At 63.8% G+C, this 13,480-nt stretch carries 17 protein-coding genes; all 17 read right to left on the reverse strand.

Annotated elements, in window-relative coordinates:
• Nucleotides 1-48 precede the first annotated feature (48 nt).
• The 17 genes from ACFMBG_RS18745 to rpsN all read right to left on the reverse strand — a co-directional run bounded on the left by ACFMBG_RS18745 (nt 49) and on the right by rpsN (nt 13,470).
• A complete protein-coding gene (locus ACFMBG_RS18745; RefSeq protein WP_421056212.1) occupies nt 49-1,128 on the reverse strand; it encodes a 3-deoxy-7-phosphoheptulonate synthase in 1,080 nt (359 codons plus the stop codon).
• Nucleotides 1,129-1,409: 281 nt separating this feature from the next.
• Nucleotides 1,410-3,812, reverse strand: a complete 2,403-nt coding sequence (locus tag ACFMBG_RS18750; RefSeq protein ID WP_421056213.1) for a methyl-accepting chemotaxis protein — start codon at nt 3,810-3,812, stop codon at nt 1,410-1,412.
• Between the two features lie 173 nt (nt 3,813-3,985).
• On the reverse strand, nt 3,986-4,414 hold the full coding sequence (rplQ, locus tag ACFMBG_RS18755; protein ID WP_421056214.1) for a 50S ribosomal protein L17: 429 nt from the start codon (nt 4,412-4,414) through the stop codon (nt 3,986-3,988).
• A gap of 136 nt (nt 4,415-4,550) precedes the next feature.
• A complete protein-coding gene (locus ACFMBG_RS18760; RefSeq protein ID WP_421056215.1) occupies nt 4,551-5,567 on the reverse strand; it encodes a DNA-directed RNA polymerase subunit alpha in 1,017 nt (338 codons plus the stop codon).
• Between the two features lie 115 nt (nt 5,568-5,682).
• A complete protein-coding gene (gene rpsK / locus ACFMBG_RS18765) occupies nt 5,683-6,072 on the reverse strand; it encodes a 30S ribosomal protein S11 (RefSeq protein ID WP_027235523.1) in 390 nt (129 codons plus the stop codon).
• A 14-nt stretch (nt 6,073-6,086) separates the two neighbouring features.
• Nucleotides 6,087-6,455 (reverse strand): 30S ribosomal protein S13, encoded by a 369-nt coding sequence (gene rpsM, locus ACFMBG_RS18770; RefSeq protein WP_421056216.1) that lies wholly within the window; start codon nt 6,453-6,455, stop codon nt 6,087-6,089.
• A gap of 293 nt (nt 6,456-6,748) precedes the next feature.
• Nucleotides 6,749-7,396, reverse strand: a complete 648-nt coding sequence (locus ACFMBG_RS18775) for an adenylate kinase (RefSeq protein WP_421056217.1) — start codon at nt 7,394-7,396, stop codon at nt 6,749-6,751.
• The gene (secY, locus tag ACFMBG_RS18780) at nt 7,393-8,757 is read right to left on the reverse strand and encodes a preprotein translocase subunit SecY (protein ID WP_421056218.1); all 1,365 of its coding nucleotides are present in this window, start codon (nt 8,755-8,757) and stop codon (nt 7,393-7,395) included. Before secY ends, ACFMBG_RS18775 begins: the two co-directional genes overlap by 4 nt.
• Nucleotides 8,758-8,868: 111 nt before the next feature.
• The gene (gene rplO / locus ACFMBG_RS18785) at nt 8,869-9,339 is read right to left on the reverse strand and encodes a 50S ribosomal protein L15 (RefSeq protein ID WP_421056219.1); all 471 of its coding nucleotides are present in this window, start codon (nt 9,337-9,339) and stop codon (nt 8,869-8,871) included.
• A 664-nt stretch (nt 9,340-10,003) separates the two neighbouring features.
• Nucleotides 10,004-10,219, reverse strand: coding sequence for a DUF1127 domain-containing protein (locus ACFMBG_RS18790; RefSeq protein WP_421056220.1), 216 nt, complete (start codon nt 10,217-10,219; stop codon nt 10,004-10,006).
• 262 nt (nt 10,220-10,481) lie between these two features.
• Nucleotides 10,482-10,697, reverse strand: coding sequence for a DUF1127 domain-containing protein (locus ACFMBG_RS18795; protein ID WP_421056221.1), 216 nt, complete (start codon nt 10,695-10,697; stop codon nt 10,482-10,484).
• Between the two features lie 241 nt (nt 10,698-10,938).
• Entirely contained in the window at nt 10,939-11,127 is a 189-nt protein-coding gene (gene rpmD / locus ACFMBG_RS18800) for a 50S ribosomal protein L30 (RefSeq protein WP_019298002.1), read from the reverse strand.
• A gap of 13 nt (nt 11,128-11,140) precedes the next feature.
• The gene (gene rpsE, locus ACFMBG_RS18805) at nt 11,141-11,710 is read right to left on the reverse strand and encodes a 30S ribosomal protein S5 (RefSeq protein WP_039174353.1); all 570 of its coding nucleotides are present in this window, start codon (nt 11,708-11,710) and stop codon (nt 11,141-11,143) included.
• A 131-nt stretch (nt 11,711-11,841) separates the two neighbouring features.
• On the reverse strand, nt 11,842-12,201 hold the full coding sequence (gene rplR, locus ACFMBG_RS18810; RefSeq protein ID WP_421056222.1) for a 50S ribosomal protein L18: 360 nt from the start codon (nt 12,199-12,201) through the stop codon (nt 11,842-11,844).
• 11 nt (nt 12,202-12,212) lie between these two features.
• Nucleotides 12,213-12,746 carry a 50S ribosomal protein L6 gene (rplF, locus tag ACFMBG_RS18815; protein ID WP_421056223.1) on the reverse strand — a complete coding sequence of 178 codons (534 nt, stop codon included), beginning with the start codon at nt 12,744-12,746 and terminating at the stop codon, nt 12,213-12,215.
• A 12-nt stretch (nt 12,747-12,758) separates the two neighbouring features.
• Nucleotides 12,759-13,151, reverse strand: a complete 393-nt coding sequence (gene rpsH, locus ACFMBG_RS18820) for a 30S ribosomal protein S8 (protein WP_008554600.1) — start codon at nt 13,149-13,151, stop codon at nt 12,759-12,761.
• 13 nt (nt 13,152-13,164) lie between these two features.
• On the reverse strand, nt 13,165-13,470 hold the full coding sequence (rpsN, locus tag ACFMBG_RS18825; RefSeq protein WP_027235536.1) for a 30S ribosomal protein S14: 306 nt from the start codon (nt 13,468-13,470) through the stop codon (nt 13,165-13,167).
• Nucleotides 13,471-13,480: the final 10 nt, after the last annotated feature.

Genomic DNA, 13,480 nt, shown 5'->3' on the forward strand with positions numbered 1-13,480 from the left:
CGCCGGGAAGAGAGGCACGCGCCGCAAGGCGCGCGCCCGGTTCATGCCTCAGGCCTCCGCCAGGTCCTGCTGGGCGGCGGCTGCACGGCGCGCCTCTACCGCCTCGGCCAGATGTTCCAGCTCGGTGACCGTGTCTTCCCAGCCGAGGCAGCCGTCGGTGATCGACTGGCCATAGGTCAGCTCCCCCTTGCCCAGATCCTGGCGGCCCGCCACCAGGTGGCTTTCGATCATCACGCCGGTGATGCGGGTGTCGCCGCCTGCGATCTGGCCCGCCACGTCGCGCAGCACCGCGGGCTGCTTCATAGGATCCTTGCCGCTGTTGGCGTGGCTGGCGTCGATCATCACATGGCCGCGGATGCCGTCCTTTTCCGCCAGCTTGCAGGCCGCATCGACCGAAGCCGCGTCATAGTTGGTGCCGCCGCCGCCGCGCAGGATCACATGGCAGTCCGGATTGCCGCTGGTGGCCGCAATCGCCGCGCGGCCGGATTTGGCCAGCGCCATGAAATGATGCGGATGGGCGGCCGAGCGCACCGCGTCCACCGCGATCTGCACATTGCCGCGGGTGCCGTTCTTGAAGCCGACCGGGCAGCTGAGGCCGGAGGCCATCTCGCGGTGGATCTGGCTTTCGGTGGTGCGGGCGCCGATGGCGGCCCAGGCGACCAGGTCGGAGATGTACTGCGGCACCGCGGTGTCCAGGAACTCGGTCCCCACGGGCAGGCCGAGGGCGTTGATGTCCAGGCACAGGCGGCGCGCCAGGCCCAGCCCTTCGTTGATGCGGAAGGAGCCGTCGAGGCCGGGGTCGTTGATCAGCCCCTTCCAGCCGCTGATGGTGCGGGGCTTCTCGAAGTAGACCCGCATCACGATCTCCAGCTGGCCGGCGAGCCGTTCCCGCAGCGGCGCCAGACGCCGGGCATAGTCCATCGCCGCCTTGGGGTCGTGGACGGAACAGGGGCCGACAACGGCGATCACCCGGTCGTCGCGGCCATGCAGCACATCCTGGATCGCGGTGCGGCTCGCCAGCACGGTATCGGTGGCCGCCGCGGTGCTGGGCAGCTGCGCAGCAAGATCCTCGGGCGAGATCAGTTCCTGCATGCCGGTGATGCGGAGGTTTTCGGTCTGGGGTGTCATGTTTCAGCTTCCTTGGCGGGGGGCCCTGGGCGCTGCGGCGGAGACAAAAAAACCGCCTGCAGCTTGCGGGCGGTTGGGTGGTATCCTGGTGCGTTCCGATGTCCTAACTCAGAATGCGCTGACCCCTCCGTCCGCCATGTGGCGCGGATAAAAGAAATACCAGAATGCGGCATAGGTACGGGTCATGGGCCGGACGCTAGCGGAGATTCGCCCCCCTGTCACCCCGGAAAATGGCAGCAGGCCCTCCGCGCGGGAGGGCCTGCATCACGTGCCGGGGCGGATCAGAAATCCTGCCAGAGGTCGCGGGCAGCATTGCCCTCTGCCGCGGGCACGGCTGCGGCGGGCGCCGGGCTGGCCTCGATCTCCCAGTCATCGCCGCCGTGGGCAGACGGCGCTGGCGCCGCAGGGGCCGCAGGCGCGGCGGCGCTGCCGTCCACCTGGAAGCGCGCCACCAGTTCGGCGAGTTTCACGGCGTCGGTGTTCAGCATGTGGCCTGCCGCGGTGGCCTCCTCCACCATCGCCGCGTTCTGCTGGGTCACCTGATCCAGCTGGGTCACGCCGGTGTTGATCTCATGCAGGCCGGTGGACTGCTCCTCCGCCCCTTCGGCGATCTCCGACACCAGCTGCGAGATATGGCTGACCCGGCCGACGATCGAGTGCAGCGCCTGGCCGGCGCGGCCGACCAGATCGACGCCTTCCGCCACCTGGCGCGAGCTGTCGCCGATCAGGGTCTTGATCTCCATCGCCGCATCGGAGGAGCGCTGCGCCAGGGCGCGCACTTCGGACGCGACCACCGCAAAGCCGCGGCCCGCCTCACCCGCACGGGCAGCCTCGACGCCTGCGTTCAGCGCCAGCAGGTTGGTCTGGAAGGCGATGTCGTCGATCACCGAGATGATCTGCGAGATCTTGTTGGAGCTGTCCTCGATGCCGCTCATCGCGGTCACCGCATCCTGCACCACCTCGCCGCTGCTTTCAGCCTCCTGACGGGCCTCCCGGACGGTGTTTTCCACGTTGCGGGCGCCCTCTGCCGCGGATTTCACGCTGGCCGTCAGCTCATCAATTGCCGCGGCGGTCTCCTCCAGGGTCGCCGCCTGGCTTTCGGTGCGGTGCGACAGGTCGTCGGAGGCCTGGCTGATCTCAGCCGCGCCACTGCGGATGCTGGCCGAGGCACCGATCACCTCCTGCACGGTGGCGGTGAGGTTGTCGATCGATTCGTTGAAGTCCGCACGCAGCTGCTCGTATTCCTCCGGGAACTGCTCCTCGATGCGGATGGTGAGATCGCCGTGCGCCAGGCGCGACAGGCGCTCGCTCAGCTCCTGCACCACGCCCGCCAGCTCGGCGTCCTTGCTTTCCGCCTTCTGCTTTTCGGCTTCCTGCATCCGCACCAGCTCGTCGCGGAACTTCTCCAGCGCGCGGGCCATGTCGCCGACTTCGTCGCCGCGCTCCTGGCCCTGGATCTCGACAGCGTTGTTGCCCTCGGCCAGGCCGCGCATCGACACCACGATACGGCGGATGCCGGAGGCGATGCCGGAGCCGGTGACCAGCGCCATCACCGCACCGATCAGAATCGCCGCACCGATGGCGGCAGGGATCATCATCCGGGTCTGCGCCGCGATTTCATCGCTGGCAGCGCGGCGGGCGGCCATGGTCTCGGCGCCCTTGGCCTGCAGCGAGTCCATGGTGGCGCGGAAGCTGTCGAAATAGGCCTTGCCCTGGCCTTCGGCGACCCGGTCGGCCATATCGTCCATGGTGGCGGCATCGCCGATCTCGCGGCGCATCCGCATCGAGGGCGCGGCCACCTGGCTGCGCCATTTGCCGATGATCCGGGTCATGTTGTTGAGCCGGTTCACCTGCATCAGCTCATCGCCCATCGTCGATTTCAGCCCCGCAAGCAGCCCGTCGAACTGGATGCTGCTGTCGACATAGATGCCCTGGAATTTCGGGTCGCCGGTCAGAAGGAAGCCGCGCATCGCCGATTCCATATTCACCGCCGCAGCCCGCAGATCCTTGGCCTTGCTGATGACCTGGTGGGTTTGCTCCACCGCCTCCAGCGAGGTGTTCAGATAGTCCGGATCCGCGATCCCCGCATTCACCAGCGACAGGAAGGTGTTGCGCCGGTTGGACAGCTGCACTTCCTCCTCTTCGATGACATTGGTGAGTTCGGTGCTGAATTCCTCAAAGAAGACGCGGCCCTTGGACTGTTTCACCTCGTCGGCCATGTCGTTCATGGTCTTGGCGTCGCCGATCTCGCGGCGCAGCTCGATGGCGGCGGCGGCGACATTCTCCTGCCAGCCGGTCAGCGTCTGCGCCGCCTCGTTCAGGTCTGCCAGCATCTCCGGGTCATCCGCCGCCAGGGTTTCCAAGGCGGCCACCGCCTTGGCCACCTCGGCCTTGCCTGCCTCGTAGGGTTCCAGGAACTCTTCCCGCCCCGCCAGCAGGTAGCCGCTAAGGCCCGCCTCCATATCAAAGGCGGCCACCGCCAGCGCCTGCGCCTCGCTCAGGATCTCTCCGGTGTGATCAACCGCCTTGGAGGTCTTTTCCATGCGGCCCAGGTCGACAACCGCCAGCACGCCGACGCCAAGCACCAGCAGCAGGGGAAACAGGGCCACCGAAACGATTTTTGCCTTGGTACTGAGATTTGCCAGTGAGAACCGCCTGGCTGCGGAGGTCTTATTCTTTTTCATCACATCCGATCCGGAGCTTATGGGATGCGGCAGTGAAATCAGAATAAAATTACGAATCTCTTTCGCACAAAAAGTGAATTCTAAACATCCTGCGATTGTCGTCGCGTAACGAAAAACCCCCGCTCCGGGCGGAGCGGGGGCCAGATAGCCGAACCCTAAAGGGTCAGCGCGTCTTATTCTTCAGCTTCTGCAGCTGCTTCTTCTGCTGCCAGGCGGGCCTTGTCGGCTGCGCCCTTGGCGGAAACGTCGCGGTCGACGAACTCGATGATTGCCATCGGAGCCATGTCGCCATAGCGGAAGCCGGCCTTCAGGACACGGACATAGCCGCCCTGACGGTCCTTGTAGCGCGGGCCCAGAACCTCGAACAGTTTCGCGACGTCCTTGTCCTCTTTCAGCTTGGCTGCGGCCTGACGGCGGGCGTGCAGGTCGCCGCGTTTCGCCAGGGTGATCAGTTTTTCAACGATCGGGCGCAGTTCTTTTGCCTTGGGCAGGGTGGTCTTGATCTGCTCGTGCTCGATCAGCGAGCCGGCCATGTTGGAGAACAGGGCCTTGCGGTGCTCATGAGTACGGTTCAGGCGGCGGTAACCACGTGCGTGACGCATTTTTCAGTTCCTTGTCTTGCGTTTTGCTTTGTCAGGCGGCTGATGCGTGTCAGCTGCTCTCCTTGGGGCAGGTGCCCATGTCGTCCCCGGCAGGCCCGGGCATTGAAGAGGAGGGCCGGAGCCCTCCTCGAAACCATCAGAAGCTGTCTTCGAACTTCTTGGCCAGATCTTCGATGTTGTCCGGCGGCCAGTCCTCGACGTCCATGCCGAGGTGCAGGCCCATGCCCGACAGAACCTCTTTGATCTCGTTCAGCGACTTGCGGCCGAAGTTCGGGGTGCGCAGCATCTCCGCTTCGGTCTTCTGGATCAGGTCGCCGATATAGACGATGTTGTCGTTCTTCAGGCAGTTTGCCGAACGCACAGACAGTTCCAGCTCGTCCACTTTCTTGAGCAGAAGCGGGTTGAACTCGAGACCGTCGTCCTCGTCCTGGCGGCCGGCCGATTCGGGTTCGTCGAAGTTGACGAAGATACCCAGCTGGTCCTGCAGGATGCGGGCGGCAAAGGCCACGGCGTCATCGGGGGTGATGGAGCCGTCGGTTTCCACCTTCATGGTCAGCTTGTCATAGTCCAGAACCTGGCCCTCACGGGTCGGCTGAACGTCATAGGAGACCTTCTTGACCGGCGAATAGATCGCGTCGATCGGAATCAGGCCGATCGGTGCGTCTTCCGGCTTGTTCTTCTCTGCCGAGACATAGCCCTTGCCGGTGTTCACGGTCAGTTCCATGAACAGGTCGGCGCCATCGTCCAGGTGGCAGATCACGTGATCGCGGTTCAGAACCTCGATGCCGGCGGTTTCGGCAATGTCGCCTGCGGTGACAACAGCCGGGCCCTTGGCATTGATCGACAGGCGCTTGGGGCCTTCGACTTCCATGCGCAGGGAAACCTGCTTGAGGTTCAGGATGATGTCGGTGACGTCTTCACGCACACCGGCAACGCTGGAAAACTCGTGCAGGACATTGTCGATCTGCACGCTGGTGATGGCGGCGCCCTGCAGCGAGCTCATCAGCACGCGGCGCAGCGCGTTGCCCAGGGTCAGGCCGAAACCGCGTTCCAGCGGCTCTGCAACAACGGTTGCCTGGCGTGCAGGATCGTTGCCCGGCTTCACTTCCAGCTGTGCCGGCTTGATCAGCTCTGCCCAGTTCTTATGGATCATGCGTTCCCTCCATTCCTGTCCCTGCCCCATGTCCGGAAGGCCAAGGACGCCCGAGGTTTAAATGACGCACTGGGGCCCTGCGAATCAAGCGGGGCCCCAGCAAAAAATTTTGCGATTAGACGCGGCGGCGCTTCGGCGGGCGGCAGCCGTTGTGCGCGATCGGGGTCACATCACGGATCGAGGTGATGTTGAAACCGACGGCAGCCAGTGCGCGCAGTGCCGATTCACGGCCCGAACCGGGGCCCTGAACTTCGACTTCCAGAGTCTTCACACCGTGTTCCTGTGCCTTCTTGCCTGCATCTTCTGCAGCCATCTGAGCGGCATAGGGGGTCGATTTCCGCGAGCCTTTGAAGCCCATGGTGCCGGCCGACGACCAGGAGATCGCGTTGCCCTGCACGTCGGAGATCAGGATCTTGGTGTTGTTGAACGAAGAGTTCACGTGAGCAACGCCGGAGGCGATGTTCTTGCGCTCTTTACGCTTAATGCGGGATTTATCGCGTGCCATTGATCAAGCCTCCCTTACTTCTTCTTGCCGGCGATCGGCTTCGCCGGGCCCTTGCGGGTGCGGGCGTTGGTATGGGTACGCTGACCGCGGACCGGCAGGTTGCGGCGGTGGCGCAGGCCACGGTAGCAGCCAAGGTCCATCAGGCGCTTGATGTTCATCTGAACTTCACGGCGCAGGTCGCCTTCGACGGTGTAGTTGGCGTCGATGTGCTCGCGCACGGCCAGAACTTCAGCGTCGGACAGTTCGTTCACACGGCGGGTCGGGTCGATGCCCACGGCTTCGCAGATCGCTTTCGCCGAGGTGTTGCCGATACCGGTGATATAGGTGAGGGCGATGGGAACCCGCTTTGCAGTCGGGATGTTAACGCCGGCAATACGTGCCACGTGTCACTTTCCTTTTCGTTGCGGTTCCGTAGTTCCGGAACCTTTTTTCACAACACTTGACCGTGGCAGTGTGGCCAGAGGGTCCAGCATTTCGAGGTGATAAGGCAGACAGACGAATCCGCCTGCCGGGAATCATTCCCAGAAGGGATGGGGTTGCCTATGTGGAATTGCCGCGGGGGTCAACCCGTGTTCAAAGAAAACGCGCCCCTGCCCCCCGGCCCTGCGGCCTCTGGGAAAAAGAAAATGCCCCGTGCCATGATGGCACGGGGCATTTCAATCCGGTAAGCGGCGGCTCACTCGCCCATGATCCAGGCCATGTTCTGGCGCACCTCGTCGATCGAGGCGAGGCCGTCGATGCGCTGCAGGTTGCCCTTGGCGTAGTAGTAGCCGATCAGCGGCGAGGTCTTCTTGTAGTATTCCATCAGGCGGGTCTTGAGGCTGTCCTCATTGTCGTCCGCCCGGCGCTTGACCTCGGTGGAGCCGCAGTTGGCGCATTTGCCGTCGGCGGGCCAGGGCTTGGTCTGGTCGTGGTAGACCTCGCCGCAGCCGCCGCAGGTGGAGCGGCCGGTGATGCGGGCGACCAGCGCCTCGTCATCGACCTGCATCTCGATCACCGCGTCGAGCTTGAGGTCCATCTCCTCCAGCAGCTTGGCCAGCGCATCGGCCTGGGCCAGGGTGCGCGGGAAGCCGTCGAAGATGAAGCCGCCCTCGGCGCCGCCCTGCAGCTTCTCGCGGATCAGGCCGATCACGATCTGGTCGGTGACCAGCTTGCCCTCGGCCATGATGGCGGCAACCTTCTTGCCCATTTCGGTACCCGAGGTCTGGGCCTCGCGCAGCATGTCACCGGTGCTGAGCTGCACCATGCCGCGGCTTTCCACAAGGTAGCGCGCCTGCGTACCTTTGCCCGCCCCCGGCGGGCCAAGGAGAATAATGTTGGTCATCGGCGAGAGGGTCCCCGTTTTGTCCGTTTCTTGTTGCGCCCGCGCAGCTGGCTCTTCTCGATAAGGCCCTCATACTGATGCGCGAGGAGGTGGCTTTGCACCTGCTGGATTGTGTCCATGGTGACGGATACCACAATCAGAACGGACGTGCCGCCAAAATAAACAGGGATGGCGAATTGGCCGCGGAGGACCTCCGGCAGCAGGCAGACCAGGGCCAGATAGGCCGAGCCCAGAACCAGCACGCGGTTCACCACATACTCAATGTATTCCGCGGTTTTCTTGCCCGGGCGGATGCCGGGAACAAAGCCGTTCTGGTTCTTCAGGTTGTTCGCCACGTCCTCCGGTTTGAAGGAGACGTTGAAGGTGTAGAAGTAGGCGAAGAACACGATCATCACCACGAAGAACAAGAGGTACAGCGGCTGGCCGGGGCCGAAGTTTGCCAGCAGCCACGACATCACCGGGCCGGTCGCCGCGCCTGAGGAGAACGCCGAGATGGTGGTCGGCAGCAAGAGCAGCGAGGAGGCGAAGATCGCCGGGATCACGCCCGCCGGGTTCACCTTGACCGGCAGATGCGAGGAACCGCCGTCATAGACCTTCATGCCGACCTGGCGGCGCGGGTACTGGATGTGGATCTTGCGCAGCGCGCGTTCCATGAACACCACGAACATGATCACCGCGACAACCATGAAGATCACGCCGATGATCACGGCCGGGCTGATCGCGCCGGAGCGGCCGGAGGCGAAGAACTGGGCGATGGCGGCCGGAACCTCGGCGATGATGCCGACGAAGATGATCAGCGAGATGCCGTTGCCGATGCCGCGCTGGGTGATCTGCTCGCCAAGCCACATCAGGAACATGGTGCCGCCGACCAGGGTGATCATGCAGGCCATGCGGAAATACATGCCCGGATCGGTCGCCAGGTCGCCCTGCTCCAGCGACACGGCGAGGCCGTAGGCCTGCGCGGTCGCCAGCGCCACGGTGCCGTAGCGGGTGTACTGGTTGATCTTCTTGCGGCCCTGCTCGCCCTCTTTCTTGATCTGCTCAAGATAGGGCCACATCGAGGCCAGCAGCTGAACGATAATGGAGGCGGAGATATAGGGCATGATGCCGAGGGCAAAAATCCCCATCCGGCCAAGCGCGCCGCCGGTGAACATCGACACCATGCCGCCGATGCCCTGGCCTGCCTGCTCCATGAACTGGCGCAGGGCGGCTGCGTCGATTCCCGGAACCGGAATGAAGGTGCCCAGGCGGTAGACAATCAAAAGGCCGATGGTGAACAGGATGCGGTTGCGCAGATCCGTGGCCTTGCCAAGGGCAGCCCAGCTGGTGTTCGCCGCCATTTGTTCTGCTGCTGATACCATGAAAAGGTCTCTTCTTTAGCGGAAACGCCGCCCGGAACCGTTTTCCGGCTCGGGCGGCGTTCAAGGAAAACTGAGGACTATGTAAGCGGCATTGGCGCCGCTCACAAGCCGTTACTCTGCGGCGGCGGGGGCTGCCACAGTCAGAGTGCCGCCAGCTTTTGCCACGGCGTCAACGGCAGCGGCCGATGCACCGGTGACCGAGATGGTGGCTTTGGCGGTGATGTCGCCTTTGGCCAGGACGCGGATGCCGTCCAGCTTGCGGCGCACCAGGCCGGATGCGACCAGCGAATCCTCGGTGATGTTTGCTGCGTCCAGCTTGCCTGCGTCGATGAACTTCTGGATCAGGCCCAGGTTCACAACGGCGTATGCCTTGCGGTTCGGCTTGTTGAAGCCGCGCTTGGGCAGACGCTGGTACAGCGGCATCTGGCCGCCTTCGTAGCCATTGATCGAGACGCCCGAACGGGATTTCTGGCCTTTGATACCACGGCCGCCCATTTTGCCTTTGCCGGAACCCGGGCCACGGGCCACACGGGTGCGTTTCTTGGCGGCGCCGGGATTGTCGCGCAGTTCGTGAAGTTTCATGTCGCTTCTCCTTGCCGGATGTGGCCCCCGAAGCGTGATGGGCCAAACGCGGCGTTTCTTGATTGGTGATTCCGTGGCGCGGAACGCCACCGGGTGCCTATAGACCCGATGGGGGACGGGATCAAGCCCCGCGGGCGGGGCTCGCCCTAAAGCGCACCGAAACAGCCGCCAGGGCCCCTGCCCTGCCGGTTGCGTGTCCTAACATCTATCTCGTGTTCGTTCCGTCGCTGGCCGTCCGTTAAAGGGTGGCGGCGCCGCCGGGGTGGAGATGGGATGGGGTTGCCCCCATGCGAAAACGCGCGTTTCACGCGCTCCGGGTGCCACGCCGGAGCCCAGTTCCAGGTGCCGGGGGTGTCAGGCCCGGCGGGTGATCATGACCGGGGAGGATCCTGGCACAGCTGGGTTAAGTCCCCGTAGGCGGGGCGTACGCCGGGTGTGCAACAGGCTGGATGCCCCGGTTCTGATGGCCCCGGAGGGCAGCGACCGAGCCTCGGGGCGGGTGCTGAAGGCGCCCTCCCCGAGGGGGAGGGTCGGGCGCTGCCCGGCGGTGCCGCCGGGCGGTGGCTTTGCTGTGCGGGAAACAAAAACGCCCCCGCCGGAATGGCAGGGGCGCTTTGGGGCCGGGCGTTGGAGAGGGAGGAGGATCCGCAGCCGGCCAGGGAGATCAACTGCCGTAGACGTGCTCGCGGGCGGCGCCGGGGATGGCGCAGCGGCTGAGGCCGATGTCGGCCAGGTCGCGGCTGGACAGGGCGCGCAGCTCCTGCACGGTGCGCTGGTATTCGCGGCGCAGCTTCCAGTTCTGGATCAGGCCGACGGCAATGCCGCGCAGGCGGGTGGAGAAGCCTGCGGAGGCGGGGGCGGAGAGAGTCGAATAAGCCATTGTTCTTGTTCCTTCACATCGGTGCCGGGACGGGCTCCCGGTGCGGTGCTTGATCTGTTCGTTCGAAGTGAAGGGGAAATGGGGATGGCCCCGGGCGGGCGCAACGGCTGCTTCGGTCTGGCAGCTATGCAGCGCCCGCATAGCACATTCCCGTGAGGGTTTTGCAGCGCTGCCAAAAGAAAACGCTCCCGCCCGGCAGGGCAGGAGCGCTTTGGCCCCGGGCTTGAAGGAGGAGGAGGAGAGGAGCGCCCGGGAGGGAGAATTACTTGCCGTAGACGTGCTGCTGCGCGATGTCGGCGATATCGCTGCGGCGGACGCCGATGTCTGCCAGCTCGTGATCGCTCAGCGCGTCCAGTTCGTTGTAGGTGCGCTGGAACTCGCGGGCTTTGGCCCAGGAGTCGGCCAGGCCTTCGAATGCCGTGCGGATGCGGGCGGTGAAGCTGTGGCCGGTGTGTGCAGCGGAGATAACATGTGCCATCGTATGTGTCCTTGTGTCTGACGCCGGGCCTATTCCCGGCGGTGCGTTGTTTGGTCTTTTCTGTGACAGCCCCGAGATAGGCCTGCCGCCCGATTCCAACAACTGACGCAACCGGCAAGCCGCTATGCGGCCATTGCAAGGGACTTGCCACAAGGGCAACGCCCTGCCCTGCCCCCTGGGCAAACGAAAAACGCCCCCGGCGAACCGGAGGCGTTTTCCAAAGTCTGAGACCGAAAAGGGCTTAGCCGCGCTCTTCGATGATCTGAACCAGGTGCGGGATCGAGTTGACCATGCCGCGCACGGAGGGGGTGTCCTCCAGCTCGCGGGTCTTGTGCATCTTGTTCAGGCCCAGGCCAACCAGGGTTGCGCGCTGTTTGGCGGGGCGGCGGATCGGCGAGCCGATCTGCTTGACGACGATGGTTTTTGCCATGTCTCTCTACTCCTTACGCTTCAGCTTCGGCAGCTGCCGGTGCGTCGTCCCGCTTGGGCAGGATGTCAGCAACCTTTTTGCCGCGGCGCTGAGCCACCGAACGCGGGCTCTGCTCTTTCTGCAGGCCGTTCAGGGTGGCGCGGATCATGTTGTAGGGGTTCTGCGAACCGATCGACTTGGAAACCACGTCCTTGATGCCCAGCATCTCGAACACGGCACGCATCGGACCACCTGCGATGATACCGGTACCTTCCGGTGCGGTGCGCATCACAACTTTGCCTGCGCCGTGACGGCCGGCCATGTCGTGGTGCAGGGTGCGGCCCTCTTTCAGCGGCACGCGGATCATCTGGCGCTTCGCCTGCTCGGTCGCCTTGCGGATCGCCTCAGGCACTTCTTTCGCCTTGCCCTTGCCAAAGCCGACGCGGCCTTTCTGGTCGCCAACGACAACCAGGGCTGCGAAGCCAAAGCGCTTGCCGCCTTTTACGGTTTTCGACACGCGGTTGATCGCGACCAGGCGATCTGCAAATTCCGGTGCCTCTTCACGCTCGCGGCGGGGGCCGCGGCGGTTTTCACGTTCTGCCATCAGGCATTCCTTTCAGTGCGGCGCAGTCCAGTAAGACCGGGGCGCCTGTTCTATCAATCCTTGGTGAGATCCGGCCCGGAGGCCGGTCTCCCGGATCATCGGGGCAGCCTGTGAAGGCTGCCCGCATGAGATTAGATCTTCAGGCCGCCTTCACGCGCAGCGTCGGCCAGAGCCTTCACCTTGCCGTGGAACAGGAAGCCGCCGCGGTCGAAGTAGGCCTCGGTCACGCCAGCCGCTTTTGCGCGCTCGGCGATCAGAGCACCAACTTTGGTCGCTGCTTCGATGTTGTTCTTGCCAACAACACCCAGATCTTTTTCCAGGGTCGAAGCGGAGGCCACGGTCACGCCGCGCAGGTCGTCGATCAGCTGAACAGAGATGTTCTTGTTCGAACGGTGCACGGACAGACGCGGACGGCCTGCGTTCACTTTGCGAAGCTTGTTCCGGACGCGCAGCCGGCGCTTCAGAAACAGGGTACGTTTGCTGTTTGCCATTTTGCTGGTCCTTACTTCTTCTTGCCTTCCTTGCGGAAGATGAACTCGCCCTTGTAGCGGATGCCTTTGCCCTTGTAGGGCTCCGGACGGCGCCAGTCGCGGATTTTCGCCGCCACTTCGCCCACCTGCTGCTGGTCGATGCCTTCCACAACGATTTCGGTCTGCTTCGGCGCGGTGATGGTGACACCTTCCGGAGCAACGAAGTCGACGTCGTGGCTGTAGCCCAGGTTCAGCTTCAGGGTGTTGCCCTGCATCTGAGCGCGGTAACCCACACCCTGGATCTCCAGCTCTTTCTTGAAGCCCTGGGTCACGCCGGTGACGAGGTTCGCGACCTGAGTGCGGGACATGCCCCACTGCTGGCGCGCACGCTTGGACTTGCCGCGCGGCTCGACCTTCACGATGTTGTCCTCGACGGACAGGGTCACGTCGTCGGTTGCGGTGAAGGTGCGGGCGCCTTTCGGGCCTTTCACTTCGATGGTCTGGCCGGACACAGAGGCGGATACGCCGCTGGGCAGTTCGACCGGTTTCTTACCAATACGGGACATTGCGAGGCCTCCTTAGAAGACGGTGCAAAGCACTTCGCCGCCAACGTTGGCTGCGCGTGCGTTTGCGTCCGACATCACACCCTTGGGGGTGGAGACAATCGACACGCCCAGGCCCTGACGGACCGACGGGATGTCATTGACGCCCATGTAAACGCGGCGGCCGGGCTTGGAGACCCGCTTGAGCTCGCGAATGACAGGTTCGCCGTCGAAGTATTTCAGGCTGATTTCGATGGCCGGGTGGCCATTTTCACCAGTGGTCTTCTCATAACCGCGGATGTAGCCCTCGTCCGCCAGCACGTCCAGCACCCATGCCCGCAGCTTCGACGCCGGGGTCATGACGGTGGATTTGCCGCGCATCTGAGAGTTACGGATACGGGTGAGCATATCGCCGATAGGATCGTTCATATCAGTCTCTCCCTTACCAGCTCGATTTCACCAGGCCGGGGATCTGGCCAGCAGACCCCAGCTCGCGCAGCGCGATACGGCTGATCTTCAGCTTACGGTAGTAAGCGTGCGGACGGCCGGTCAGCTGGCAGCGGTTGTGCAAACGGCTCGGAGCCGAGTTGCGCGGCAGTTTCGCCAGTTTCAGACGCGCCTTGAAGCGCTCTTCCATCGGGCGGGATTCGTCGTTTGCGATTTCTTTCAGCTCGGCACGCTTTGCGGCGTATTTTGCCACCAGGCGCTCGCGCTTCTTCTCGCGTTCGATCATGCTTTTCTTAGCCATGGTCTCTTCC

Source organism: Leisingera coralii (genome assembly GCF_049056525.1).
Lineage (GTDB): Bacteria > Pseudomonadota > Alphaproteobacteria > Rhodobacterales > Rhodobacteraceae > Leisingera > Leisingera coralii.